Genomic DNA, 23,750 nt, shown 5'->3' on the forward strand with positions numbered 1-23,750 from the left:
TCCTTCCATGAGCGAATCCGACACGGTGACCGGCGAAGCCTCGCCCGTCCGCAAGATCATCCATATCGACATGGATGCCTTCTATGCGTCGGTGGAGCAGCGCGATAATCCGGAGCTGCGCGGCAGGCCGGTCGCGGTCGGAGGCTCCGCGGAACGCGGCGTCGTCGCGGCCGCCAGCTACGAGGCCCGCCAGTTCGGCGTTCGCTCCGCGATGCCATCGGTCACTGCGAAGCGGCAGTGTCCCGATCTGATCTTCGTCAAGCCGCGTTTCGAGGTCTACAAGGCGATCTCCAGGCAGATCCGCGACATCTTTGCCGAGCACACGCCCATCATCGAACCCTTGTCGCTCGACGAGGCCTATCTCGATGTGACAGAGAACCTGCAAGGAATCCCGCTGGCGCGCGACATCGCGCTGAAGATCCGCGGGAAGATCAAGGCCGAGACTGACCTCAACGCGTCGGCGGGCATCTCCTACAACAAGTTTCTGGCCAAGCTCGCCTCCGATCATCGCAAGCCCAACGGCCAGTTCGTGATCTCGCCTGAGATGGGGCCGGCTTTCGTCGAGACGCTGCCGGTCGGCAGGTTCCACGGCATAGGCCCGGCGACGGCTGCGAAGATGAACGCGCTCGGCCTGTTCACCGGTCTCGACATTCGCAACCAGACGCTGGAGTTCATGAATGCGAATTTCGGCAAGTCAGGTGCGTACTATTACTGGATCTCACGCGGCGTCGACGATCGGCCGGTCCGGGCCAACCGGATCCGCAAGTCCATCGGCGCGGAGACCACGTTCTCGACCGACCTTGCCGAATATGACGCGCTCGCCGCCGAGCTAAGACCTCTCGTCGACAAGGTCTGGCGGCATTGCGAGGCGACCGGCAATCGCGGCCGCACCGTCACGCTGAAGATCAAGTTTGCCGACTTCGAGATCATCACACGCAGCAGGTCTGTCGCAGCGGCGGTCGCGGGGCGGGACGATCTGGAGCGGCTGGCGTGCGGCCTGCTCGAAGTCGAGATGCCATTGCCCAAGCGCGTCAGGCTGCTGGGTGTCTCGCTGTCCGCGCTCCAGATCGGGGACGAGGCGGAGCCGCAGCTGACCTTGGGCATTTGAACGGGGCCGGCAGGCCCTCGGCGAACGCGACATCTTTATCCGCGACGCGGCTCAAAACCTGTCGTAGAGACACCAGAACACGGTTTTTCGCGATTGATGCTGGAATGCTTGCTCTATTGATACGCCTCGGTTTGCGCTTCGAAGACCGCATCGAGGAGCGCCGGTTTGTCGACCAATACGTCCGAGGCAGTCTCGGGTGGACGCAGATCGCGATGCTGCTCGGCGCCGCCACCTATGCCGGCTACACCCTCTGGGATTGGGTGCTCTATCCCGCAGTCGTTCCAACCACGCTGGCCATCCGTGGCGGCACCGCCCTGTTCGTGCTGCTCCCGCTGACCGCGTTACTGTCACGGCGATTGATGAAGCCATGGGCGGAGACGATTTTCCTCGTCTACTGCGTCATTCCCGGCTGCATCCTTCCGAGCATCTATCTCGTCCTGCCGTCGGGCTTCACCTTTGCCGCCCCCGGCATGATGATGATCATTCTGTTCGTCTCCACCATGCTGCCATTGCGGATCGGCTCGCTGGCGATTTTCTGCCTGTTGTCGTGGCTGGCGCTGCTGGTCGCCGAGACGTTCGCACCGACGATGCCGATCGGCCTGCGATTCATCAATCATTCTCTCGTCGGCAACGCCTACGCATTGTCGCTCTACGCCGTGGCCGCGCGCGAATACCGGGCGCGAAAGCAATTCCGAACGTCGGAGGCGCTGCAGCGGGAGAAGGAACGCTCGGAGAAATCGCTGCGAGATCTGCGCGCGACCCAGGAACATCTGGTGCAGGCAGAAAAACTCGCCTCGCTTGGTCGATTGGTGGCCGGTGTCGCTCACGAGGTCAGCACCCCGCTTGGCCTCGCCCTGACGACCTCGACCACCATGCAGACCGATCTGCAGACAATGGCCGACGCATTGGGCGGAGCGTCGGTGCGCCGATCCGATCTGACCAAGGGAATTGACAGGCTCAAGCAGGGGCTCGACCTGACCTTCGACAATCTGCATCGCGCATCCGAGATGGTGCACAGCTTCAGGCAGGTCGCAGTCCACCAGGCCGATGAAGACCGGCGCACGTTCGAGCTTAAGGATTGGCTGGCTGAGCTGATGTCCAAGCTTGGGCCGCTGCTATCGCATCATGCTCTGGCGGTCGACGTCCAATGCCCGGCGGGCATCAAGCTCAACAGCTACCCCGGAGCGCTCGCCCAGGTGATCAGCAATCTCGCCCTCAATACCGCAGGGCATGCGTACCCGGACAAGAGAGACGGCAGATTCGCAATCACCGTCAGCCAGCCGGACGCGAAACGGGTCCGGCTGGTCTGCGCCGACGACGGAGTTGGGATACCCGAGGAATTACAGGCGCGGATCTTCGATCCGTTCGTCACCACCGGTCGTGAGAGCGGACATGCCGGCCTCGGGCTGCACATCGCATTCAATTTGGTGGCCTCGTCGCTGAACGGGCGCCTGCGACTAGAGAGCAGGAAGGGTCCAGGGACTCAGATCGCGATCGAAATTCCGATCGAAGCATGATGCTGCGGCTCCTGGAGCCGCCTCACAAGGCGGCACGCGGCCGATGGTGACGGGATTTTCAGGCCCCGTCACCGATGGAATTCGACCCGCTCGGGGCAATCAATGCCTCACGTGCTCGAACACCACGATCACGCCGGTCGGCTCGGGCTCGTGCGCCATCAGGCGCGTCAGGTCGGAATCGCCCCAATCGGCGAGGCTGACGACTTCGCCGCTCTGGCGGTCGGCACCGAGCGATGGTGTGGGTTCGAGGACCTTGAGGCCCATTTCGTCGACGAAGAAGGTATGCTCGCCGAACATGCTGTTGAGTTGCGGCATGGCCGGGTGTTCGTCGGGCAGCACCTGAGCGCCGAGTTGGTTGACGGTCTGCTTCACCTGTTCGGATGTGAGCTTCATGAGCTGCTCCGTTTCTGTGTCCGGTTTCGTTGGCCAGGGCGGGAGCACGCGTTCCCTGCGCCTTTGTCCGCCTGGCTCGACTCCGAACAGGTGCTGCGCTCAAATGTTCCCGAGAAATGTATTTCGTGATCGGGCGCTGCATCTGCCGCGCTCGCGGCACGAGATCGCCACAAGATGCACACGATTTATCGGGGGACCTGCTACGCGCTGCGGCTTTCACCGACCGAGAGCGCGCAGATGCGTGACAGATATGTGTAGGGCAGGCCGGTCTCCTCGGCCCAGGCATTGAACTGCGCCTGCACCTTGGCGAGATCCCGCTTCGACTTGACCTCTTCGGCAATGTCGAGACCGGCATCGCGCAGGCAAGCCACCACGTCTGCGGAGGTCACAAAGCCGTCCCACCCGACGAAGCGCAGCAGCATCTGCCCGGTATTGCCGCCGAGCCGGCTGCCGCGCTTGGTCATGAGATCGAGCAGGCCGATCTCGTCGGACGACGGCCACTTCGCCAGAAACTTGCCGAAGCTGCCGTGCTCCTTCGCGATCTCCTGCACGAAGGCAGCGTTGTCGCGCACCGACATGATCTTGGCACCATTGCGCACGATGCGCGCATCGCGCAGCAGGCCTTCCCAATAATCCTCGGGCTGGAAGCTGAGCTTGGCCGGCTGGAAACGCAGGAAAGCGTCTTCAAATCCGTCCCATTTCGTCTCGATCACGCTCCAGGCAAAGCCGGCGCAGAACACACGCTTCGTCATCTCCGCCAGGATGCGATCGTCGCCGAGCTTCGCCAGACGCTTCAGGTCGGGCTTCGCCGGCATCAGCTTTTCCAGGGCCTTGGGTCCGCCCTTGCGTTTCTCGGCGCGGGCGCGAATGGTCTTGAAGGGGGGCATCTGACACGGGCAATTGAGGGCACGCCACGACATCAGAATTCGGCGATCCGGTCCAGCCCTGCGGCGCCGGGTCTCGGCGGCGCGCCGGCCGGCGCATGCCTTCGCCTGTTGCCTGGCCGGAAGGACGGGCCGAGCTGGCCTGCTTCTTGCTTCGTGATTTTTGGAATTTCCAGACATTTCAACCTGCTCCGAACGGATTTCGATGCGCTGCCTGGTCGTCGCCGACCTGCACTATTCGCTGCCCCAGTTCGACTGGCTGGTCAGCGCGGCGCCGCAATTCGACCTCGTGATCTTCGCCGGCGATGCGCTCGACATCGGCTCAACGGTGGATTTTCGCGCGCAGATCGTGGTCGTGAAGAGGTACCTCGCGCTGCTTGCCGCGAAGACGCGCGTGATCCTCTGCTCGGGCAATCACGACCTCGACGAGCGCAGTGCAGAAGGCGAGAAGATCTCGCGCTGGATCTCGGAGGTGCGGGAGCTGGGCATTGCCTGTGACGGCGACAGCTTCACCATCGGCGACACGCTGTTGACGGTTTGCCCGTGGTGGGACGGACCACAAATTAAGCAGCTCATCGCCACGCAGCTCGGAGACGCTGCGGCCCTCCGGCCGCGGCGTTGGATCTGGGCACATCACGCGCCACCGGCCGATTCACCGACCAGCTGGGGCGGCAAGCGGTTCTTCGGCGATGTCGAGCTGGCGCAATGGATCACGCAGTACCAGCCTTCGATGGTGATCTCGGGTCATGTGCATCAGTCGCCTTTCATCAAGGACGGCTCGTGGTTCGACCGGCTGGGCGAGACCTGGGTGTTCAACGCCGGACTGCAGCCGGGCCGGCCACCGACCTGCATCGTGCTGGACCTCGACGCAGACCAGGCGTTCTGGCTCGCGGCTGGCGAAGCCCAATGGATCGACCTCGGCGCGCCGCTGAAGCGGCCCGCTGCCCCTATCGAGGCGCCGGCCGACTGGCTCACATTCTTGGATCGGATTGCCGATCCGACCCTGGCGAGACCTCAAGCGGCGGCAAGTTGATCATGCTCTGGAGCACTTCGCCAACCATGGCCAGATGCGTGCCGTGACCGGCATATTGCCGCTTGAGATCGGCGAGATAGGTGTTGGCGACGTTGAGCCGCTGTGCCAGCATCCGCGCGATCAACAGCGCGACGCCCGGCTCCTGCCTGAGAACCGATGCTGCATCCTCGAATTCGTAGATGACCGCGTCGGTGCAGGCCCGCACCGTCGCGGTATGCGGCTGCTCGAGCAGCACGGACATTTCACCCAGCACCGCGCCTGGCTCGGCGACGGTGGCGACCACCATCTCGCCCTTAAGCACCTCGAGCCTGCCCTTCATCAGCACGTAGAGATGGCCGCTGGTGCCACCCTCGGTGACGATCAACGTGCCGGCCGCCACCTGCCGTTCCGTTCCGCCGCGGCAATAGTCCAAGACTGCGCGCATCGCTGAAAGCTCCGATCACGGGAGACAGTAGAGCACGATCGGCATCGCCTGCTTGCTCAAATTTTCGGCAAGACCCCCGCTAGCGCGACAGGCGCTTGGCTAGATGAACCGACTGCCAGTCTCCGAGCCCGGTATCGTTGAATCCCGCTTTCCTGGCGAGGCCGCGCATCTCAGCATTCGCCCGCGCGGTCTCGGCAGCGATCATCTCATGCCCGAGATCAATCGCGCGCGTTTCCATCGCCGTCATCATCTGAAGGCCGAGCCCCATGCGCTGGAAGGCATCGGCAACCGAGATCGCAAATTCGCCGTGCCGGGCCGTCGCATCGTACGCGTATAGCGCTTCGCCGATGATCCTGCCCCGTCCCTCCTCCCTGAGCTCGGCGAGCAAGGTGAAGTTGTCGAGACCGCCGCTCTTGGCGATGCATTCGGCCGCGACCACGCCGAGGTCGGAACGCGCACCACTGAAGCGCTTGTTGCGCGATGTCGTGGAAAGGCCGGTGAAATAGACCGACAGATTCTCCACGTCGGATGCGCTCGCGGTCCTGATGCAGACCATGCCGTTTGCGTCGGCCAGTTCGACCGGCTCGACGACGGCTCCCGGAAACAGCTGTGACATGCGTGATGCTCTCGGCAGGTTGCTGGGACTTGCAGACCTAGCCGAGGCCGCTCACCGTCCGCTTGGACGGAGCTGCCAATCATACGGATGAAAACGAACAGCTCGTTTTCATGTGCCGCGCGTCACACACGGGAGAGCGAAGGCACCTCCTCGGGCACGATCGCCTGAAGGCCGCCGAAGCGGCGCTCGCGGCCGTGGAAGGAGGCCAGGGCGGCGGCGAGATCGCTGGCGTCGAATTCAGGCCACATCCGCTCAGTGAAGTGCAGCTCGGCATAAGCGCCTTCCCAGAGCAGGAAGTCTGACAGTCGCTTCTCGCCCGAGGTGCGGATGATGAGATCGACGTCGCGCAGGCCGGCTTCGCCGGTGACGAGCTGCGAGAAGGCTTCGCGGGTGAGGCTCGTCAGCGCGGCCGCCTTCGCCGCGGCATTGAGGATGGCATCACGCGCGGAATAGTCGACGGCGATACGCAGGTGCAGCGTTGAGCCTTCAACTGTCGCGTCTTCGGCTCGCGTGATCGCATTGGCGATGCCGTCAGGCAAGCGGTCGCGGCGGCCGATCACGGTGAGGCGCACGCCGTTCTTGACCAGGCTCTGCACCTCGTTGGCGAGATAGAAGCGCAGCAGGGTCATCAGCGCCGCGACCTCGGCCTTTGGTCTCCGCCAATTGTCGGTCGAGAAGGCGTAGAGCGTCAGCGTGCCTATGCCCTGTTTCGGCGCGGCCTCGACGATGCGGCGGATGGTTTCGACGCCGGCCTCGTGGCCGCGCACGCGCGACAGGCCCCGCCGCGTCGCCCATCGTCCGTTGCCGTCCATGATGATGCCGACATGAAGCTTTTCGTTGCGGGACGCAAGGTCACTTTGCATTGCAAAGTCTCCGGTCAAAAAGGGGGGGATCAGGTCGAGACGATACCGAGGCGGCCGAGCGGCGGCGCCTCGCGGCCGGCGGCTTTCGCAGCGTCGCGCACCAGGCGTTCGAGCACGGCGAGATAGTCGAGGAAACGGCGGCGCCCGGCCTTGGTGAGGCGGCAGGTGGTGTGCGGGCGGTTGCCCTCGTAGCCCTTGGTCACCTCGACGAGGCCGGCCTCCTGCAGCACGCCGAGATGCCGGCTGAGATTGCCGTCGGTGAGGCCGCACAGCTGCTTGAGGTCGGCGAATGCCAACCCCTTGGGATGCGCCATCAACGAGGTCAGAAGCCCGAGCCTCGCCTTCTCGTGGATCACGCGGTCGAGCCCTTCATAGGAGAAAGGCGCGCTGTCAGCCTTCAACATCATGGTCTCCAGATGCGACATAGAGAATGCCCGCCATCACCGACTGCCCGATCACGAAGGGCAGGCCCATGGTCCATGGCGACAGCGTGTGCGTCTGGCTCGCGAGCACCACCACGGCGAAGCCGGACACGAAATACCACGCGCCGGCGAGCGCGACGGTGCGCGGCAGCGAGCGGACGGAAGCGAAGATGCCGAGCGACACCAGGATCTGCCACAGGCCCGGAAGCAGCCACAGCGTCTCGCCCGCGAACTTCCACATCACCACCGCGAGCAGCACACCGGCAACGCCCGCCGGCAGAAACTGCTCGACCGCCTGGTGGATCATGGCGTCGGCCAGACCCGAATGATGGCGGCGCGAACGCGCGCGCATCTCGATCCCGATGATCAGGCCGGACAGCGCGGCGGCAACGAACCAACCGAAGAAGAAGCCGAGCGGCTCGCTGTTGGGATCGCCCAGCAGCCAGAATTGCAGGATCGCGGTGAGCAGCGCGACAGCGCCGGTCGCCGCCATCGTCGCGGGGCCATAGCCGCGGAATGCCGTGCCGGCCGCAATCTGGCTGCGGATCGCCACGATGTCGGCCAGTGCCTTGTCGAGATCGCGCAACGCCAGAACCTCGCTCCGCCCGTGTTTCCGGGATTGCTCGTCCCGTTACTTTGTAATGCAAAGTATATGGCATTGCAAAGCAAACGCAAGCCTGAAAGTCGCCGCGAGAGGATTCCGCCGGCACAGACAACTGCCGGTTGCGCACGCCCCGCTCCCGTAGATAAGATGCGGTCCAAAAGCGTCCGGGGGCTGGTATGTGGCTCAAGTCATTTATTCTCGCATCTCTATTGCAAATAGGTATCGCCGGAGCCGCTAATGCGGCGGGACCGTTCGGCAGCGTCAATGTCGGCAACTGGATCGGCGGCGCCTTCAGCAACGACCAGACCGGCGCCTTCTCCCATTGCGCCGCGACGACGCCTTACCTCAACGGCGTTATCCTGGTTGTCGGCTACAACGCTGTCGGCACCTGGTCGCTGGCCTTTGCGAGCCCGAGCTACCGCTTCAAGCAAGGTGAGAACGCCGCGATCGACGTCATCTTCGACGGACAGGAGCAGGCGAGACTGTTCGCCACGGCCAATCAGCCGAACATGCTCACGGCGGTCATGCCCGCCAACGTGGTGCGTACGTTTCAAAAGGCAAGCCTGATGGTCGCAACCAGCGGCCGCACCGTGCTGAATTTCGACCTGACATCGACCGGGCCGGTGATCGCGGCATTGGCCAATTGCGTGAGCAAGGTGAAAGCCGACGGGCTCGACAAGGCCGGCGACTTCACCAAGGTTGCGGCGAAGCCCGCAGTGGCCGGCGACAAGCAAGGTGCGCCTCCCGCCAAACCGGGACGAACCGGAACCTTCACCGGCACTGGTTTTGTAGTCAGCCCCAACGGGCATGTCGTCACCAACAGTCACGTGATCGATAGCTGCACCGGAGATATCAAGGGCAATCTCGCCGGCGAGGCCGCGATGGTTCTGCGCGTCGTCTCCAGCGACGCGACAAACGATCTCGCGCTGCTGCAGGCGCCGGCGACGGCAGTATTCAAGGATTTTGCGAAGATCCGGGACCGCTCGATGCACTCCGGCGATTCAGTGGTGGCCATCGGCTTCCCGCTGCACGGCTATCTCTCCTCCGACCTGACCGTGACGACGGGAATCGTCAGCTCACTCAGCGGCTTCCGCAATCACACCGGACGCTTGCAGATCAGCGCGGCTGTTCAAGCGGGCAACAGTGGGGGCCCCTTGTTCGACTTGTCCGGCCAGGTCGCCGGCATCGTCGTTGCCAAGCTCAACGCGCTCAGGATGATCAAGGAGACCGGGCAGCTGACGGAGAATATCAACTTTGCCATCAAGACCGGCGCGTTGCGCGACTTCCTCGACAACTCCGTGGTGCCCTACCAGACCGCAGAGCCCAAGGGCGAACTGAAGACAGCCGACATCGCCGCCAACGCCCGCGCCTACACGATGCTGATCTCGTGTACCGGCACGGAGCAGGCGGACGCGAAGCGGTAAACCGCTCCGCCCTCAGTACGGAGCGACGGGCCGCACGCGCCGCGGCGGCCGCGGTTGCGCCGGCAGCACCTGGCCGTAGGCGAAGCGCGGATTGCGATCGCAGTACAAGAGCCGGCCGGACACGCTGGCCTGGCATTGTTCGTAGGTAGCGTAGGCGCATTCGCCGGGATAATCATAGTCACCGCCCTGGGCGCACCATGGATAGTCGCGCGCAGCCGCGGGCGTGACGGTGGCGAAACCCGCGAGGACCGCCGCGCTGAACGTCAGCAGCATCAATTGCTTCTTGCGCATGATCCAACTCCTCTCTAGCTGGCCCGAGATACGGCGCCATCTATTATCAGGTTTCGCAACGCGGTTTTATTCCAGATCAACGAAACGAGGCACGCAAGAAAAAAGCCCTGCCAAACGGCAGGGCTCCTATCCTCACGATCACAAGGCCGCTACTCGACCTTTAGGCCGGCGAACTCGACGACCTTCTTCCACTTCTCGGTCTCGGCCTTGATCTCCTCGCCAAACGCCTCGGGAGTCTGCACCCGCGGCTCGCCGCCGAGCTCGACCAGACGCTTGGCCATGTCGGGCTCCTTGATCACCGCGTTGACCTCGGCGTTGAGCTTGGCGATGATCTCCTTCGGCGTGTTCTTCGGCGCGCCCATGCCGAACAGTGCGCTGGCCTCATAGCCCTTGACGGTGTCGGCGATCGGCTGCACGTCAGGCAGCTGCGCCGAGCGTTCCGTGGTGGTGACCCCGATGGCGCGAAGCGAGCCGGAGCGGATGTGCTGGATGATCGAAGGCATGTTGTCGAAGATCACCTGCACCTGGCCGGCGAGCATGTCGGTGATCGCGGGCGCGGCGCCGCGATAAGGCACGTGCTGCATCTTGCAGCCGGTCATGGCCATGAACATCTCGCCGGACAGATGCACCGAGGTGCCGTTGCCGGACGAGGCCATGTTGACCTTGCCCGGATTGGCCTTCACGTATTCGATGAACTCGGCGACGTTCTTGGCCGGCACGTCCTTGTTGACGGTCATCACGTTCGGCACGCGTTGGAACGAGGCGACCGGCGCCATGTCGCGCACGAAGTTGAACTTCAGATTGGTGTAGAGCGAGGCGTTGATGTAGTTGGCCGGATTGACCAGCTGCAGCGTGTAGCCGTCGGGCTCGGCATTGATGACCGATTCGGTGGCGATGTTGTTGCCGGCACCCGGCTTGTTCTCGATCACGAATTGCTGGCCGAGCTTTTCCGACAGGCGCTGGCCGATCAGCCGCGCCAGGATGTCGGTGGCCCCGCCCGGCGGATAGCCGACCACCCATTTCACCGGGCGGGCCGGATAATCGGCTGCAAAGGCCTTCGACAGCGGGGTGGCTGCAAGCGGACTGGCGGCGAGCAGGCCCAGCGCGGTACGGCGAGTGATCATCTCAAGGGTTCTCCCAACGTGTTGTTCTTGAAGCCAGATTGCTTGAACCCGGCGTCGGTGGGGTTGTAACAAAGCTTGCGGAGCGCGGAAAGTGCACGGGGCGCATCACGACGAAAGGATAAGACATGCCTGTTAAAGTCGAGGCCCTCGATCATCTCGTAATCAACGTCGCCGATGTCGCGGCCAGCGCGGAGTGGTACCGCAGAATTCTCGGCATGGAAGTCAAGGTGTTCGATCCCGGCGGCGGCAAAGCGCCGCGGACTTCGCTTCACTTTGGTAACCAGAAGATCAACATCCGGCCGCGCGACGCCGACAAGGTGGAGTGGTTTACCGCCGACCAGGCGACCGCCGGCAGCGAGGACCTCTGCTTCCTCACCTCCGCCGCGCCCGACGAGGTGGTGGCGCATTTGCAGGCACACGGCATCGCGATCGAGGAAGGCCCGGTTCCCAAGCAGGGTGCGCGCGGCACGCTGCGCTCGGTCTATTGCCGGGATCCGGACGGCAGCCTGATCGAGATCTCGTCGTACGGGGATTGAGGAGAGAGTGCGCGCGTCTCACAAGGTACGATGCACTCATCCCGATTTGCGCCCGGCGCCGTCCGATGGCAGGAAGACGCAATCATCAGAAGACAGCCGCCATCAAGATGCAGGCTGCACGGGGAGGATCCATGCCACTTCAACAGACCGCAGCCGGGATCGTCGGCCCATTCGACGGGCTCGACGTGCCCTGGCTCTTGAGGATGCGCGCCGAGGTCCGGCGTGACCATCCGTTCCTGATCTGGGCGCCGTTCGATGCGCCGGCGCAGCGCTGGAGCTATGGCGAATTTCACGAGCGGGTCGGCGCGCTCGCGGCAGGGCTGGCACGGCGCGGCGTCAAGCCGGGCGAATATGTGCTCATTCATCTGGATAATTGCATCGAAGCGCTGCTCGCCTGGTTTGCCTGTGTCGAGTTAGGAGCCATTGCGGTCACCACCAACACCCGCTCGGCGCCGGCCGAGATCGCGTATTTTGCCGATCATTGCGGCGCGGTCGCCGCGATCACGCAGCCAGCCTATGCGGAGATTGTCGCGCAGAACTGCCGCAACATAAGCTGGATGGCAGTGACCTCGCATGATGCGGGCGCAGCGCCCGCGCACGGCGTCTCGCGCGGCGACAGTTTTGAATCCCTGTTCGCCGACAGTGCCGACCGCCCCAGGCGCGTGGCCGATCCGCTGGCGCCGTGCAGCGTGCAGTACACCTCGGGCACGACCTCGCGCCCCAAGGCCGTGCTGTGGACCCATGCCAACGCGCTGTGGGGCGCCAAGATCAACGCCGCGCACGAGGACCTGCACGCCAGCGACGTGCACCAGACCTATCTGCCGCTGTTCCACACCAATGCCCTCGCCTACTCCATGCTGGCAACGCTGTGGGTCGGCGCCACCTGCGTGATCCAGCCGCGCTTCTCCGCGAGCCGGTTCTGGGGCGTCGCGCGCGAGCACGGCGCGACCTGGACCTCGACGATTCCGTTCTGCATGAAGGCGCTGCTCGAGCAGGAGATCCCGAGAGATCACAAATTCCGCCTGTGGGGCACCGCGATCAACGAGCCGCCGGCCTTTGCCGCCTTCGGGATCAAGATGATCGGCTGGTGGGGCATGACCGAGACCATCACCCACGGCATCGTCGGCGAGGTCGACCAGCCCAACATACCGATGTCGATCGGCCGCGCGGCGCCGGAATATGAAATCCGCATCACCGACGACGAGGGACGGCCGACCGAGGTCGGCGACACCGGCAATCTCGCGATCAAGGGCATCCCCGGCCTGTCGCTGTTCGCCGAATATCTGCACAACGAGAAAGCGACGCGCGAGAGCTTTGACGCGCACGGCTTCTTCCTCACCGGCGACCGCGTCGAGCGACTCGCGAACGGCACCATCAAGTTCGGCGACCGCGCCAAGGACATGCTGAAGGTCGGCGGCGAGAACGTCGCGGCCTCCGAGATCGAGCAGGTGATTGCGCTGGTGCCGGGCGTGCGCGAGGCCGCCGTGGTGGCGAAGTCGCATCCGATGCTGGACGAGGTACCGGTCGTCTTCATCATCCCGCAAGGCGGCGTCGCCGGTGCTGCGCCAGATCTGCACGCGCGCGTCATGGAAGCCTGCCGCAAGGGCCTTGCCGACTTCAAGGTGCCGCGCGAGATCAGGCTCGTCGACGACATGCCGCGCTCGACGCTGGAGAAGGTGGCGAAGGCGGAGCTGCGGAAGATGGTGGGGTAGCGCACGGCCACACGGCGCGCTGCCGTAGGGTGGGCAAAGCGAAGCGTGCCCACCATTCAAAGTGTGATCGGAGAGAGCTCGTGGGCACGGCGCTTTGCGCCTTTGCCCACCCTACGGCAGCGGAGAACGTCGCGTTAGAACGACCCCAGCGCCACAGGCCTGAACGCCTGCAGCAGCTGCTGATCGAGCTTGCCGCCCATGCCTTCCATCATCCCGAACGCACGGGAATGCGTGAAGGGCATGCGGTAAGCGCGTTTCTCGACCAGCGCGGCATAAATGTCGACGATCGTCGTCAAACGGACGATGTCGCTGATCTGGTTCGACGACAGGCCGTTCGGATAGCCGGAGCCGTCGAGGAATTCGTGGTGATGCAGCACGACGTCGAGCATCTCCGGCGGGAAGCCGCCTTGCGCTGCGAGCGCGTCATAGCCGCGGCGCGGATGCTGGCGGACCTCGGCCATCTCCTCGTCGGTGAGCTTGCCGGGCTTGTCGAGCAGCGCGGAGGGAACGAAGGCCTTGCCGACATCGTGCAGCAGCGCAGCGCGGGTCAACCGGCGCTGGTCGTCCTCGCGCATGCCGAGGTGCTGCGCGAAGGAGACGGCGAAGCCGGTGACGAACAGGCAGTGCCGGTAGCTGCCGACATGGTGGCAGCCCACCGTGGTGAGCCATTCGCGCAGCGAGGAGTGCTTGATCGCCTTCAGGATCTTGCTCTCGGCGGCGATCACGTCGTCGAAGGTCAGGGGCACGCCGAGCGGCAGCTTCTCGAACATCTTCGCCAGCACCGCGTGCGCCGCCTCGACGCCGCGGTTGAGCGTCTTGCCGCGGTCGGTCGCGTCATAGGCGGCGGTGTCCGGGAAGGCAGCGCGGATACGCTGAAGGATGGCGTCCGCCTGGAGCGGCCGCGAGATCGTGTCGGTGGCGCCCAGCGCCCAGGCCTGCATGGTGCCGTGATGCAGGGCATCGGCAAGCACGAACAGCCGCGGCATCGAACGATAGGCATCGCCGCGCAGCTTGTTGCGCACCCGCTGCACGCTCTCGGGCGAGCGCAGGTTGATATCGACCACGAGGCCGGAGAGATCGCGTGAGGGCTGCTCGGGAATGCCCTGCGTCGTCACCGTCGAGACATCGCCGACCGCCTTCAGGATGCTGGCGAGCTCGGTGCTCTCGTCGCTCCGGTCGGAGGCGAGCAGAAGCCGGCGTTTGGCGGCGGTTTTGGCTGAGGCGTTCATGACTTCCCCAAAGCACGGGATTGGATTTGGCGTCAGCCTAAGCCGGATCAGGTTCTCCGGCCCTTAAGAGGCGTGCTCAATGGAACCTTCTGGAATTGGGTGCAATTTTACGGATTTCCGTTCCGGAAGGGGAACGGCAAAAATCGCGAAAACAACAACCCCCATGCACAGTAGAAGGGGCATTGAAAGATAAGGGGAATTTTGAGTGCGCTCCCCCACTGTCATCGCCCGGCTTGCCGCCTTCGCTGAAGCTTCGGCGCGCCGAGCACTCGTGTGAGCCTCGGCGGAGCCGGGACCGGGCGACCCAGTACGCCGAGGCGCTGCGGCCGGAACCGAGAAGCCGCGACGTACTGGATGCCCCGCCTTCGCGGGCATGACATCGAGATTGGGGAGACAGCCACCAAAACAAATCCGCCGGAGGTTGCCCTCCGGCGGATGATCTCATTCTGCAATCGCGCTCGGCCTTACGCCTTCATGCTCGCCTTCACGGCCTCCGCCGTGATCGACAGTGCCCGCACGCGGGCGCCTGAGGCGTTGAAGATGGCGTTGCCGATGGCGGGGGCGACCACGGTGACCGCGGGCTCGCCGACGCCGGTGGCCTTCTCGCCATTGGCGATCACGGTAACCGCGACCTCGGGCATCTGGCTCATGCGCAAGGGCGTGTAGCTATCGAAATTGGTCTGCTCGATGCCACCGTCCTTCAGCGTCGCCTTCTCGTACATCGCTAGCGACAGGCCCCACAGCGCCGCGCCCTCGACCTGGGCGCGGATGTTGTCGGGATGCACCTGCGTGCCGACGTCGGTTGCGACCGTGAGCTTCTTCACGGTGACCGCACCCGACGGCGCCACCGCGACATGGGCGACGCACGCCGTCCAGCTCGCAGTCGCGCGCTCCTGCGACGAGACGCAGGCGACCCCCATGCCCTCGCCTTTCGGCAATGGCCTGGTGCCGTAGCCCGACAGTCCCATCGCGGCGAGCAGTGTGTTGCGCAGCCGCTGCGCGCCGCCGTCGTTCTTGCCGGCGCCGTCGAGCAGCGAGATGCGGAACTGCGCGGGATCCTTGCCCGTGGCAGCCGCGATCTCGTCGATCATGCTTTCGACCGCCCAGAAGGTCCAGCCCGGCGCCACCGAGCGGAGCTGGCCGGACGGCGTGGCGTTGTGCGCGAGCTCGTTCTTGATCGCGCGCACATAATGGTTGGGCACGGTGTAGAAGAAGTCGGCGCCGTTGACCGTGAAGCTGTCGAGCGGACCCTTCTTGTCGACCGAGGGCGTCAGGAAATCGGGGATTCCCCAGCGCGCGGTCGGCCAGGCCGAGACCACGTCGTGGCTGAGCGCGACGAGCTTGCCGTCGCCGTCCACGCCGGCCTTGACCTTTTGGTAGGTGAGCGGACGCGAGAAATCCATCGTCATGTCGTTCTCGCGCGAGTAGATCACCTTGACCGGCTTGCCGACCGCCTTCGCCGCCTGCACCGCCGGAATCATCATGTCGGCATCGAGCCGGCGGCCAAAGCCGCCGCCGAGCCAATGCTGATGCATGACGACGAACTTCGGATCGATCCCGGCCGCACCCGCAGCGATCGCGCCGGAGCGCGTCGCGAACTGGTTGCCGGAATAGATGTGCAGGATGTCGCCCTTGAACTCCGCAGTGGCGTTCATCGGCTCCAGCGGCGCGTGGATGTTGATGCTGGTGGTGTACTCGGCTTCCACCACCTTGGCCGCCGAACCGAAGGCCGCGTTCGGATCGCCGTCCTTGACGAAGAACTGGCCGGAATCCTCCAGGCCCTGAAGCCGCTTGGCCTCGTCCAGCAGCGACTGGCTCGACAGTTTTGCGTTCGGACCGCCGTCATAGGCGATCTTCAGCGCATCCGCCGCCTTGCGCGCGTTGGCGTAGGTGCTGGCGACCGCGACGACCCAGCCGGAGGTGGTTCCAGTCTTGTCGTCGAGGATGACGGCCTTCATGAAGCCGGGCACCTTCTTGGCGTCGCTGTCGTCGACCGACTTCACGGTGGCGCCGAAGCGTACCGGCGGGGTCACCACCTTGCCGTAGGCCAGGCCCGGCAACATCACGTCGATGCCGTACTTGGCCGTGCCGTTGGTCTTGGAGGGGATGTCGAGCTGCGGCACCGACACGCCGATCATGGTGTATTGGTCCGGCGTCTTCAGCTTGATCGACTTCAACTCGTCCGGCGTGAAGGTTTTCGTCGCCTTGCCGCTCTTGACGATCTCGGCAAAGGTCATCTGCTTCTTCGACTTCGGATGCGAGATCACGGAGTCGCGGACCACGAGCTGGTCCTTGAAGTAGGGCGGCAGTCCCATGGCGGCGGCGGCGGCCTCCGTCAACGCGATGCGGCCGGCCGCACCCGCCCGGCTCATCGCCTCGAAGTTCATCATGGTCGACCAGCTGCCGCCGGTGATCTGCGCGCCGAGCACAGGATCGTTGAACTTCGGATCGTTGGAGGCGAGCTGCACGCGCATGTCGCTCCATTTCGCGCCCAACTCCTCGCAGACGATCTGGGCCATGGTGGAGGCGATGTGCTGGCCCATGTCGGCCTTGCCGCAGGTCACGGTGACGAGACCATCCGGCGCGATCGCGTACCAGACGCTCGGCTCGAAATTCGCGGGAGCCGCGGCCGAGGCTGAATCGATGCCGGGCACGCCGGCATAGCCGAGCACGAGGCCGCTTGCGGCGGTGCCGACGAGGAAGGAGCGGCGGCTGAGATCGGTCGTCGCGGGGGTGACGTTCTTGACGTGCCGATTCATGTGGGCCTCCGTTCGGTGGAGGTGGCGGATGCGGTGCGCATCTCGGATGCGGCGCGCATGATCGCCTTCTGGATCCGCGAATAGGTCATGCAGCGGCAGAGATTGCCGTCCATATGCGCGACGACCTCTTCCTTGGTCGGATTGGGATTCTTCGACAGCAGCGAGGCCGCCTGCATGATCTGCCCGGACTGGCAGTAGCCGCATTGCGGCACCTGCTCGGCAACCCACGCCTTCTGCAAGGGATGATCGCCCTTGGCGGAGAGGCCTTCGATGGTGGTGATCTTCTTGCCGGCGACATCACTGAGCATGGTCTGGCACGAGCGCACGGCTTCGCCGTTGACGTGCACGGTGCAAGCCCCGCACAACCCGGCACCGCAGCCGAACTTGGTGCCGGTCATCTGCAATTGCTCGCGGATTGCCCAGAGGAGCGGCGTGTCGTTCGCCGCATCCACGGACAGACTCCGCCCGTTGATGGTGAGAGTTGGCATAGGCGTCTTCCCCTGCCGGTGCATGAAGCCGCTTACGGCGGCAACTTGAATGGCGGACGCCCACCGGGCCGGCGTCAGCCTTGGCCGCGAGCATGATCGGGTTCGGGTGCCGTGGCAAATGCAATTTGGAACGAGTCGAAAAAACCGCTTCTAGACTTGCTCGTTGTGCGCCGCGCCAACGACGCCGACGCAGCGACTGGACACAATAGCGCGTGCGTCAGACATGCGTGCCATCGCGTTCAGGCAGTTTCTTCCAGGTAACTTGGCGACGTAGAATGCAGCCAACCACGAACCTTACCCTCCCCTCCAGGGGAGGATGAAACACTGAGATCACGGCTAAAACAAAAAGAAAGAGGCGGAAGCAATGCCAAAGATCAATCGGGACGGTGTCAACATCTATTACGAGGTCCACGGCAACGGTCCGCCATTGCTGCTCACCCACGGCTATTCCTCGACGTCGGCGATGTGGCATGGGCAGGTCGATGCGCTCGCGAAGGATCACACGCTGATCCTGTGGGACATGCGCGGCCACGGCCAGTCCGATTATCCCGATGATCCCAACGCCTACAGCGAAACTCTGACCGTCGACGACATGGCGGCGATCCTCGACGCGGTCGGCGCTGAGCGTGCCATCATCGGCGGCCTCTCGCTCGGCGGCTACATGTCGCTCGCGTTCTATCGCACCTATCCGCAAGCCGCCCGTGCGCTGCTGATCATCGATACCGGGCCCGGCTTCAAGAAGGACGACGCCCGCGAGGCCTGGAACGCGCGGGCGCTTGGCACGGCCGACAAGCTCGATCGCGAAGGTCTCGACATGCTGAAATCGGCGACGCGCGAACGCGCTACCGCCAGCCATCGCAACGCCAGGGGGTTGGCGCTCGCCGCACGCGGCATGCTGACCCAGCGGGATGCGCGCGTGATCGAGCTGCTGCCCGACATCAAGGTGCCCTGCCTGATCGTGGTCGGCGCCGACGACACGCCGTTCCTCGCCGCGTCCGATTACATGGCCGCAAAAATCCCGGGCGCACAAAAGGTCGTGATCCCCGCGGCCGGCCACGCCGTCAACATCGATCAGCCCAAGGCTTTTGTTGACGCGGTCGTGCCTTTCCTGAAGAACTTGCCGGCCTAGGCTAGGCAATGAGGACGGCGACCATGATGCGAGCGATCTTCGCGGCGGGCGCAATGGCGGCGCTGTTGTCGGCAGCGCAGGCCGAACCGTTCGGCACAGTGCCGCCGCGCCAGCCCTTCGTCACGACCTTGTCGAATAACACGCCGCTCGCCTTCGGCATGGATGCCGAGCAGACCGCGCGCGCCCTTGGGCAGCCGCTGCAATATGTGCGCGGGCGTCCCGGCAACGAGATCTATCTCGCGCTTCGCAACATCGGCGGCAGCGGCTTGATCCCCTACCGCCACCGCCTGTTCCTGCAATTCCGTCATGGACGGTTGGCAGGATGGAAGGAGGATTACGGCGAGAACTGGATGTGGGAATAGGTACCGCCCCTCATCCTGAGGAGCTTGCGCAGCAAGCGTCTCGAAGGATGAAAGGCCCCCCGCCGCTGCATCCCGGCCTTGCATCCTTCGAGACGCGCGCGAAGAGCGCGCTCCTCAGGATGAGGGAAGAGAGTGAATTCCGTGACAACCAAGAAGGACAACCCGCGTGGGACAAGACATCAAGCTGACGGCCTCCGACAATTTCCAGTTTGGCGCCTATCGCGCCGATCCCGATGGCACGCCGAAGGGCGCGGTGGTGGTGATCCAGGAGATCTTTGGCGTCAATCACCACATCCGCTCGGTCTGCGACCGCCTCGCCGGGGAAGGCTATGTCGCGATCGCGCCCTCGATCTTCGACCGGACCGCGCCGGGCTTCCAGTCGGGCTATTCGCCCGATGAGGTCGCCGAAGCGCGCAAGTTCGTCGCCAGCCCCGATTGGGCCGCGATGCTGCGCGACACCCAGGCCGCGATCGATGCGGTGAAGAGCGTGGGCCCGGTGGGCATCATCGGCTTTTGCTTGGGCGGCAGCATCGCCTTTGTCGCGGCGACGCGGCTGTCGGGACTGAAGGCTGCGATCGGCTATTACGGCGGCGCGGTCGTGCGCTTCGCCGACGAGACGCCGAAGGTGCCGACGCAAATGCATTTCGGCGAGAAGGATGCGGGCATCCCCTTGACCGACGTCGAGACCATCAAGTCGAAGCGGCCGGACGTGGAGGTGTTCGTCTATCCGGGCGCCCAGCACGGCTTCCATTGCGACGAGCGCGCGAGCTACGACAAGGCCAGCGCCGACATCGCCTGGCCGCGCAGCATGGACTTTTTCGCGAAGCATTTGAAATAGGGACGAACTCTCTCCACAAGGAGAGACAACCACGCTGCGTCCTCTCGCGGAAATCGGGTGGCCGGATCCTGCCGCCCGGCGATAGAGCTGGCCAATCAAGCCAGCTCACGCCGGGAGATTGCCATGCAGCAAGCCATCACGCACCTCGTCATCCGCAATCCGTTCGGAACCATGGATGTCCCCTCACCCGATGATTCCGAGGTGATGGATTATGCCGCGACGGCCAGGCTGGCTGGCGACGCCGCGGACGGCAATGCGGCGGCCTGGACAGCGATCGCGGCGCCATCCGATCCGCTCGAAGGCAGCTGGGCGAGCCGCTGGAATGGCGGCGCCGATCCGACCATCGCCGGCGACACCGCGGAGAAGTGGAAACAAGGGCGCGCGGAAGTGCGCATCACGGGCAGCCGGATCTATCTGCGCTTCGACTGGGACAATGGCCGCCGGCACGGTCTGATCGAGGCCGCGCGCGAGGGCGCGGATCGGCTGGTCGGAAAATATATCAACCTGACCACGCCGGCGATCACACGGCCATGGGTCGGGCGCGTGGTCGACGCTAACAGGATCGACGGATGCTTTCCGGAGGGGCGGCTGGATTTCAGGCGGTGAGCTAGAACCAGCGCTCGCCGACGAACACGGTGTCGCCGGGATTCAAGGGAGTGCCGAGCGGCACCACGGCGCGCATGGAGCCGCCGTTCTCGGTGTGCGTGATGGTGACCACGTCGCGTTTGGCGCGAGGCGAGAAGCCGCCGGCGATCGCGACCGCGCTCTCGACCGTCATGTTCGGCACGTACGGATATTGGCCGGGCGCGGTGACTTCGCCGAGAATGAAGAACGGGCGATAGGCCTCGATCTCGACCGCGACCGAGGGCTCGCGGATGTAACCATTGCGCAAGCGCGCGGCGATCTCGCCGGCAAGGCCCGCCGTGGTGCGGCCGCGGGCTGGCACCGCGCCGATCAGCGGCATGGTGATGGAGCCGCCCGCATCGATGGCGTAGCTGTTGGTGAGACCTTCCTGGCCGTAGACCACGACGCGGAGCTTGTCGCCGGCGTCGAGATGGTAGGAGGCGTCGTAGCGCACCGGCGCCATCGGCGCGGCGTAACCGACCGGCATGGGTGCGGGCGAAGAGGCAAAGGAATTGCGCAGCGCGCCGATGGCGCCGCCGCCGTCGGCGACGACAACCGGTTGCGGCGCATTGTAGGGCTGGCCATAGGCCATGGAATCGAGATCGGCGCGGGGCTGCATCACCGCGACGGGGCCGGCGGTCTGCATGCAGCCGCCAAGGGTCAGCGCGGCGGACGCTGCCAGGGACGCTGCCAAGATCGACCATCGAAACGCGCGTGCAACCGGCACCGGACCAATCCCTCGAAACGAGACGGCTTAAGTGATGCACCGGTTATGGTTAATAAAGCGTTGAGCGGGGCGGCTGTGACCGTCGCACCCTCCCCTGGAGGGGGAGGGTCGATCGCGCGCAGCGCGAGCGGGGTGGGGCGATCTCTCCACTGGCGCGCTGTTGGATGTGGAGAGACTGTCACCCCACCCCGCTACGCATTCCGCTTCGCTGCATGCGTAGCGACCCTCCCCCTCCAGGGGAGGGTAAGCAAGATGTGTCGTCTCGCTTACGCGCTCACACCGACGCCGATCGGGCAGGACACGCCGGTGCCCCCTAAGCCGCAATAGCCGGCGGGATTCTTCGCCAGATATTGCTGATGATAGTCCTCGGCGAAATAGAATTCGCCTGATGGCGCGATCTCGGTGGTGATGGCACCGAGGCCCTTGGCTGCGAGCGCCTTCTGATAGAGCGCCTTCGACTCATCGGCCGCCTTCTTCTGCGCATCGGAATAGGTATAGATCGCGCTACGATATTGCGTGCCGACATCGTTGCCCTGACGCATGCCCTGCGTCGGGTTGTGGCTCTCCCAGAACGTCTTCAGCAGCGTCTCGTAAGAAATCCTGTTCGGATCGAACACGACCAGCACCACTTCGGTGTGACCGGTGCGTCCCGAGCAGGTCTCTTCATAGGTCGGGTTCGGCGTGTGGCCGCCGGCATAGCCGACGGCGGTGGTGTAGATGCCATCGCCGAGCTGCCAGAACTTGCGCTCGGCGCCCCAGAAGCAGCCGAGCCCGAACACGGCCTGCTCGAGGCCGGCGGGATAAGGCGGCTTGAGCTTGCTGCCGTTGACGAAATGGAAGGTCGCGGTCGGAATGGCTTGCGCACGGCCGGGCAGCGCCTCGGCTGCGCTCGGCAACGCGGTGGTCTTGCGCATGAACAGCATGATTGGATCTCCGCAGACGAGCCGTCCGTCGCCCGAGCCAGATGTTCAGGCGGCGTGCTCGCGATCAGGTGGGAATATAGGGATCTACGCTGGCGTGGGCAGCCTTGTTACGCCGCGCGGCTGGCGAGCACTCAATCCCGGCGGGAATTGAGGATCAATCCCGGGGGATTGAAGATCAATCCCGGGAATAGCCGATCAGCGGTTTCCGCGGCCGGAACAGGATCATCAGCAGGATGCCGAGAATGCCGAGGACGGCGAACACCGGCTGATCCAGCAGCAGGCGGATCACCGAGGTCCAGAGCCAGGGCGCCTTGGCCTCGACCCAGGTGCGGAATGCCGCTTGGCTGGCCTGATTGATGTCGTTCCAGAACTGGCCGAACCGGGTGAATCTGAGGGTCTGGTCGGCCACCCAGCGGGCACCGTCATAGACCATGAAGATGAACCCGCCAGCGAGCAGCAACAGCCCAATCAGTCGGAAAAAACCGCGGATCATGCCTCACCTTATATGGTCGTCCGATCGGAGGAGCCGACAAAACGCCGCCAGCCAATAGCCGGGAGACGGCAGAAATTCAACCTCTTCAGGGCGTTACGACGCCCCTGGACGGCCCCGGAGGCCGCTTTTCCAGCCTGGAAAGCGTTGACGGTGCCGAAGACCCTCTCTATAAGGGCGCCAACTGGCGGCGGGCGCAATCCTGCCGCCGCTGTTCTTTGAGCAGTTGCAGGCTCCTTGAGCTTAGAGCTCTTTGCGGCCTCATGTTCCGGGGACAGCCCAGCAACCGAACACCCTAAATCCGAGCGTCGATTCCGCGGTCAAGCAAGCCGGCGCTACCCGACCAAGACGCGACCGGTACCCGCAAAGGATATTGAGACCATGGCCAATACCACTTCCGCCAAGAAAGCGACGCGCAAGATCGCCCGCCGCACCGCCGTCAACAAGTCGCGCCGCACGCAGATGCGCGGTGCCGTGCGTAACGTCGAAGAAGCCATCGCGACCGGCGACCGCGCCGCTGCCGTGAAGGCGCTGGCGAATGCCGAGCCCGCCTTGATGCGCGCCGCCCAGCGCAACATCATTCACAAGAACAACGCCAGCCGCAAAGTCTCGCGCCTCACCGCGCAGATCGCCAAGCTCGCCAAGTAACGAGCCAGGTAACGGCGAACCAATCGGTCGGCCGATCCGATCGAACATCGCATGCGTCAAACAGCCCGGCATCGCGCCGGGCTTTTTTGTTGCCCGTCATATTCACGCAACCGGTCACGCCACAGTCGATCTTCGATCGGAAGGTTTGCACCGCCTGCGCTATTCTTCGTTCCGTAGTTCTACCTGCCGGTAACTTGCAACAGTGGAAACTTTCACCGCGTTGCAAAAACCCCTGTGCTGCGGGGCTAAGATGAATTCGCGCGCGCAAGAAGTTCTGCACACCGTAGATTCACCGGAACGCGCACGGCTTGGAGTTACCCTGTGAAACGAGACTCAAAAAGCGATGTCTCGCTAATCACTTATCGACATAGCGACCGCAAGCATTTGAAAAATTCGCCGACACGTCCGGCGCGTGACGAATTTGTAAAAATTTTTTTAGCAGTGACGGAGAATTGTCACATGATGCCCGGCATTCTCGATTCTGTGCACGAATCCAAAAACTTGCTTCCGAGCCTGTGAACAACTCCCGCGCGGCGTTAACCGAGGTCAAGTTTTTTGACGCCTCAAGTGTGAATCAATTTC

Annotated in this window: 26 protein-coding genes; 11 read left to right on the forward strand and 15 right to left on the reverse strand. The window is 64.2% G+C overall.

The annotated features are described in order from the left end of the window. Positions 1–7 precede the first annotated feature (7 nt). Both dinB and GGD61_RS17145 read left to right on the forward strand, forming a co-directional pair. Positions 8–1,108 (forward strand): DNA polymerase IV, encoded by a 1,101-nt coding sequence (gene dinB / locus GGD61_RS17140; RefSeq protein ID WP_092251539.1) that lies wholly within the window; start codon positions 8–10, stop codon positions 1,106–1,108. Between the two features lie 104 nt (positions 1,109–1,212). Beyond that, positions 1,213–2,625: a sensor histidine kinase gene (locus GGD61_RS17145; RefSeq protein WP_092251538.1), complete on the forward strand. Its 1,413-nt coding sequence runs from the start codon at positions 1,213–1,215 to the stop codon at positions 2,623–2,625. 99 nt (positions 2,626–2,724) lie between these two features. On the opposite strand, the gene GGD61_RS17150 is transcribed toward GGD61_RS17145, so the two are convergent. Together GGD61_RS17150 and GGD61_RS17155 are read right to left on the reverse strand one after the other, a co-directional pair. Continuing rightward, positions 2,725–3,018 carry a hypothetical protein gene (locus tag GGD61_RS17150; RefSeq protein WP_018319488.1) on the reverse strand — a complete coding sequence of 98 codons (294 nt, stop codon included), beginning with the start codon at positions 3,016–3,018 and terminating at the stop codon, positions 2,725–2,727. A 200-nt stretch (positions 3,019–3,218) separates the two neighbouring features. Continuing rightward, the gene (locus GGD61_RS17155; RefSeq protein ID WP_183230928.1) at positions 3,219–3,905 is read right to left on the reverse strand and encodes a DNA-3-methyladenine glycosylase I; all 687 of its coding nucleotides are present in this window, start codon (positions 3,903–3,905) and stop codon (positions 3,219–3,221) included. A gap of 202 nt (positions 3,906–4,107) precedes the next feature. Here GGD61_RS17155 and GGD61_RS17160 point away from each other — a divergent pair, with 202 nt between their 5' ends. Next, complete coding sequence (locus tag GGD61_RS17160; protein ID WP_092251536.1) at positions 4,108–4,935, forward strand: metallophosphoesterase; 828 nt, start codon at positions 4,108–4,110, stop codon at positions 4,933–4,935. Here GGD61_RS17160 and GGD61_RS17165 read toward each other — a convergent pair. The 5 genes from GGD61_RS17165 to GGD61_RS17185 all read right to left on the reverse strand — a co-directional run bounded on the left by GGD61_RS17165 (position 4,874) and on the right by GGD61_RS17185 (position 7,846). Beyond that, positions 4,874–5,359, reverse strand: coding sequence for a Crp/Fnr family transcriptional regulator (locus GGD61_RS17165; protein WP_018319486.1), 486 nt, complete (start codon positions 5,357–5,359; stop codon positions 4,874–4,876). The two genes, GGD61_RS17160 and GGD61_RS17165, sit on opposite strands and share 62 nt — an antisense overlap. A gap of 79 nt (positions 5,360–5,438) precedes the next feature. After that, positions 5,439–5,975, reverse strand: coding sequence for a GNAT family N-acetyltransferase (locus GGD61_RS17170; protein WP_018319485.1), 537 nt, complete (start codon positions 5,973–5,975; stop codon positions 5,439–5,441). A gap of 122 nt (positions 5,976–6,097) precedes the next feature. Further along, positions 6,098–6,838: a di-trans,poly-cis-decaprenylcistransferase gene (locus GGD61_RS17175; protein ID WP_092251535.1), complete on the reverse strand. Its 741-nt coding sequence runs from the start codon at positions 6,836–6,838 to the stop codon at positions 6,098–6,100. A gap of 29 nt (positions 6,839–6,867) precedes the next feature. Beyond that, positions 6,868–7,242, reverse strand: a complete 375-nt coding sequence (locus tag GGD61_RS17180; RefSeq protein WP_026202187.1) for a transcriptional regulator — start codon at positions 7,240–7,242, stop codon at positions 6,868–6,870. Next, the gene (locus GGD61_RS17185; protein WP_092251534.1) at positions 7,229–7,846 is read right to left on the reverse strand and encodes a hypothetical protein; all 618 of its coding nucleotides are present in this window, start codon (positions 7,844–7,846) and stop codon (positions 7,229–7,231) included. The genes GGD61_RS17180 and GGD61_RS17185 overlap by 14 nt, the downstream gene beginning before the upstream one ends. A gap of 194 nt (positions 7,847–8,040) precedes the next feature. Between GGD61_RS17185 and GGD61_RS17190 the strand changes: the two genes are divergently transcribed. Then, positions 8,041–9,288, forward strand: coding sequence for a S1C family serine protease (locus GGD61_RS17190; RefSeq protein ID WP_092251533.1), 1,248 nt, complete (start codon positions 8,041–8,043; stop codon positions 9,286–9,288). Between the two features lie 12 nt (positions 9,289–9,300). On the opposite strand, the gene GGD61_RS17195 is transcribed toward GGD61_RS17190, so the two are convergent. Further along, positions 9,301–9,579 carry a DUF3551 domain-containing protein gene (locus GGD61_RS17195; protein WP_018319480.1) on the reverse strand — a complete coding sequence of 93 codons (279 nt, stop codon included), beginning with the start codon at positions 9,577–9,579 and terminating at the stop codon, positions 9,301–9,303. 149 nt (positions 9,580–9,728) lie between these two features. Next, complete coding sequence (locus tag GGD61_RS17200) at positions 9,729–10,703, reverse strand: tripartite tricarboxylate transporter substrate binding protein (protein WP_018319479.1); 975 nt, start codon at positions 10,701–10,703, stop codon at positions 9,729–9,731. A gap of 125 nt (positions 10,704–10,828) precedes the next feature. On the opposite strand from GGD61_RS17200, the gene GGD61_RS17205 reads away from it, so the two are divergent. Then, a complete protein-coding gene (locus tag GGD61_RS17205) occupies positions 10,829–11,239 on the forward strand; it encodes a VOC family protein (RefSeq protein ID WP_092251532.1) in 411 nt (136 codons plus the stop codon). A 131-nt stretch (positions 11,240–11,370) separates the two neighbouring features. Next, the gene (locus GGD61_RS17210) at positions 11,371–12,951 is read left to right on the forward strand and encodes an AMP-binding protein (protein ID WP_092251928.1); all 1,581 of its coding nucleotides are present in this window, start codon (positions 11,371–11,373) and stop codon (positions 12,949–12,951) included. A 134-nt stretch (positions 12,952–13,085) separates the two neighbouring features. Here the strand turns inward: GGD61_RS17210 and GGD61_RS17215 are convergent, their stop codons facing one another. From GGD61_RS17215 to GGD61_RS17225, 3 genes are all read right to left on the reverse strand, one after another. Then, positions 13,086–14,180 carry an HD-GYP domain-containing protein gene (locus tag GGD61_RS17215; protein WP_092251531.1) on the reverse strand — a complete coding sequence of 365 codons (1,095 nt, stop codon included), beginning with the start codon at positions 14,178–14,180 and terminating at the stop codon, positions 13,086–13,088. 464 nt (positions 14,181–14,644) lie between these two features. After that, positions 14,645–16,939 (reverse strand): molybdopterin cofactor-binding domain-containing protein, encoded by a 2,295-nt coding sequence (locus GGD61_RS17220; RefSeq protein WP_183230929.1) that lies wholly within the window; start codon positions 16,937–16,939, stop codon positions 14,645–14,647. Beyond that, positions 16,936–17,427 (reverse strand): (2Fe-2S)-binding protein, encoded by a 492-nt coding sequence (locus tag GGD61_RS17225; RefSeq protein WP_018319474.1) that lies wholly within the window; start codon positions 17,425–17,427, stop codon positions 16,936–16,938. Before GGD61_RS17225 ends, GGD61_RS17220 begins: the two co-directional genes overlap by 4 nt. Positions 17,428–17,791: 364 nt before the next feature. On the opposite strand from GGD61_RS17225, the gene GGD61_RS17230 reads away from it, so the two are divergent. The 4 genes from GGD61_RS17230 (at position 17,792) to GGD61_RS17245 (ending at position 20,362) form a co-directional block, all read left to right on the forward strand. Then, positions 17,792–18,556 (forward strand): alpha/beta fold hydrolase, encoded by a 765-nt coding sequence (locus GGD61_RS17230; protein ID WP_092251529.1) that lies wholly within the window; start codon positions 17,792–17,794, stop codon positions 18,554–18,556. A 23-nt stretch (positions 18,557–18,579) separates the two neighbouring features. Then, complete coding sequence (locus tag GGD61_RS17235; RefSeq protein ID WP_179732796.1) at positions 18,580–18,918, forward strand: hypothetical protein; 339 nt, start codon at positions 18,580–18,582, stop codon at positions 18,916–18,918. Positions 18,919–19,084: 166 nt separating this feature from the next. Then, complete coding sequence (locus tag GGD61_RS17240; protein WP_092251528.1) at positions 19,085–19,756, forward strand: dienelactone hydrolase family protein; 672 nt, start codon at positions 19,085–19,087, stop codon at positions 19,754–19,756. Positions 19,757–19,879: 123 nt separating this feature from the next. Next, positions 19,880–20,362, forward strand: a complete 483-nt coding sequence (locus GGD61_RS17245) for a hypothetical protein (RefSeq protein ID WP_092251527.1) — start codon at positions 19,880–19,882, stop codon at positions 20,360–20,362. Position 20,363: 1 nt separating this feature from the next. On the opposite strand, the gene GGD61_RS17250 is transcribed toward GGD61_RS17245, so the two are convergent. The 3 genes from GGD61_RS17250 to GGD61_RS17260 form a co-directional block, all read right to left on the reverse strand. Then, positions 20,364–21,107, reverse strand: a complete 744-nt coding sequence (locus GGD61_RS17250) for a polysaccharide biosynthesis/export family protein (RefSeq protein ID WP_018319469.1) — start codon at positions 21,105–21,107, stop codon at positions 20,364–20,366. 266 nt (positions 21,108–21,373) lie between these two features. Beyond that, complete coding sequence (gene msrA / locus GGD61_RS17255; RefSeq protein ID WP_091962113.1) at positions 21,374–22,030, reverse strand: peptide-methionine (S)-S-oxide reductase MsrA; 657 nt, start codon at positions 22,028–22,030, stop codon at positions 21,374–21,376. A 175-nt stretch (positions 22,031–22,205) separates the two neighbouring features. Next, positions 22,206–22,523: a hypothetical protein gene (locus tag GGD61_RS17260; RefSeq protein WP_018319467.1), complete on the reverse strand. Its 318-nt coding sequence runs from the start codon at positions 22,521–22,523 to the stop codon at positions 22,206–22,208. Between the two features lie 378 nt (positions 22,524–22,901). On the opposite strand from GGD61_RS17260, the gene rpsT reads away from it, so the two are divergent. After that, complete coding sequence (rpsT, locus tag GGD61_RS17265; protein WP_018319466.1) at positions 22,902–23,168, forward strand: 30S ribosomal protein S20; 267 nt, start codon at positions 22,902–22,904, stop codon at positions 23,166–23,168. Positions 23,169–23,750 lie beyond the last annotated feature (582 nt).

Source organism: Bradyrhizobium sp. SBR1B (assembly GCF_014198205.1).
Lineage (GTDB): Bacteria > Pseudomonadota > Alphaproteobacteria > Rhizobiales > Xanthobacteraceae > Bradyrhizobium.

What these genes read in the sequence shown, in the direction of transcription:
- GGD61_RS17205 (WP_092251532.1), top strand. Translation starts at nt 10,829, where the DNA reads ATGCCTGTTAAAGTCGAGGCCCTCGATCATCTCGTAATCAACGTCGCC.
- GGD61_RS17175 (WP_092251535.1), bottom strand. Translation starts at nt 6,838, where the DNA reads ATGCAAAGTGACCTTGCGTCCCGCAACGAAAAGCTTCATGTCGGCATC.
- GGD61_RS17260 (WP_018319467.1), bottom strand. Translation starts at nt 22,523, where the DNA reads ATGATCCGCGGTTTTTTCCGACTGATTGGGCTGTTGCTGCTCGCTGGC.
- GGD61_RS17220 (WP_183230929.1), bottom strand. Translation starts at nt 16,939, where the DNA reads ATGAATCGGCACGTCAAGAACGTCACCCCCGCGACGACCGATCTCAGC.
- rpsT (WP_018319466.1), top strand. Translation starts at nt 22,902, where the DNA reads ATGGCCAATACCACTTCCGCCAAGAAAGCGACGCGCAAGATCGCCCGC.
- GGD61_RS17210 (WP_092251928.1), top strand. Translation starts at nt 11,371, where the DNA reads ATGCCACTTCAACAGACCGCAGCCGGGATCGTCGGCCCATTCGACGGG.
- GGD61_RS17230 (WP_092251529.1), top strand. Translation starts at nt 17,792, where the DNA reads ATGCCAAAGATCAATCGGGACGGTGTCAACATCTATTACGAGGTCCAC.
- GGD61_RS17190 (WP_092251533.1), top strand. Translation starts at nt 8,041, where the DNA reads ATGTGGCTCAAGTCATTTATTCTCGCATCTCTATTGCAAATAGGTATC.
- GGD61_RS17200 (WP_018319479.1), bottom strand. Translation starts at nt 10,703, where the DNA reads ATGATCACTCGCCGTACCGCGCTGGGCCTGCTCGCCGCCAGTCCGCTT.
- GGD61_RS17180 (WP_026202187.1), bottom strand. Translation starts at nt 7,242, where the DNA reads ATGTTGAAGGCTGACAGCGCGCCTTTCTCCTATGAAGGGCTCGACCGC.
- GGD61_RS17150 (WP_018319488.1), bottom strand. Translation starts at nt 3,018, where the DNA reads ATGAAGCTCACATCCGAACAGGTGAAGCAGACCGTCAACCAACTCGGC.
- GGD61_RS17160 (WP_092251536.1), top strand. Translation starts at nt 4,108, where the DNA reads ATGCGCTGCCTGGTCGTCGCCGACCTGCACTATTCGCTGCCCCAGTTC.
- GGD61_RS17245 (WP_092251527.1), top strand. Translation starts at nt 19,880, where the DNA reads ATGCAGCAAGCCATCACGCACCTCGTCATCCGCAATCCGTTCGGAACC.
- GGD61_RS17215 (WP_092251531.1), bottom strand. Translation starts at nt 14,180, where the DNA reads ATGAACGCCTCAGCCAAAACCGCCGCCAAACGCCGGCTTCTGCTCGCC.
- GGD61_RS17225 (WP_018319474.1), bottom strand. Translation starts at nt 17,427, where the DNA reads ATGCCAACTCTCACCATCAACGGGCGGAGTCTGTCCGTGGATGCGGCG.
- GGD61_RS17145 (WP_092251538.1), top strand. Translation starts at nt 1,213, where the DNA reads ATGCTTGCTCTATTGATACGCCTCGGTTTGCGCTTCGAAGACCGCATC.
- GGD61_RS17195 (WP_018319480.1), bottom strand. Translation starts at nt 9,579, where the DNA reads ATGCGCAAGAAGCAATTGATGCTGCTGACGTTCAGCGCGGCGGTCCTC.
- msrA (WP_091962113.1), bottom strand. Translation starts at nt 22,030, where the DNA reads ATGCTGTTCATGCGCAAGACCACCGCGTTGCCGAGCGCAGCCGAGGCG.
- GGD61_RS17165 (WP_018319486.1), bottom strand. Translation starts at nt 5,359, where the DNA reads ATGCGCGCAGTCTTGGACTATTGCCGCGGCGGAACGGAACGGCAGGTG.
- GGD61_RS17170 (WP_018319485.1), bottom strand. Translation starts at nt 5,975, where the DNA reads ATGTCACAGCTGTTTCCGGGAGCCGTCGTCGAGCCGGTCGAACTGGCC.
- GGD61_RS17235 (WP_179732796.1), top strand. Translation starts at nt 18,580, where the DNA reads ATGATGCGAGCGATCTTCGCGGCGGGCGCAATGGCGGCGCTGTTGTCG.
- GGD61_RS17155 (WP_183230928.1), bottom strand. Translation starts at nt 3,905, where the DNA reads ATGCCCCCCTTCAAGACCATTCGCGCCCGCGCCGAGAAACGCAAGGGC.
- dinB (WP_092251539.1), top strand. Translation starts at nt 8, where the DNA reads ATGAGCGAATCCGACACGGTGACCGGCGAAGCCTCGCCCGTCCGCAAG.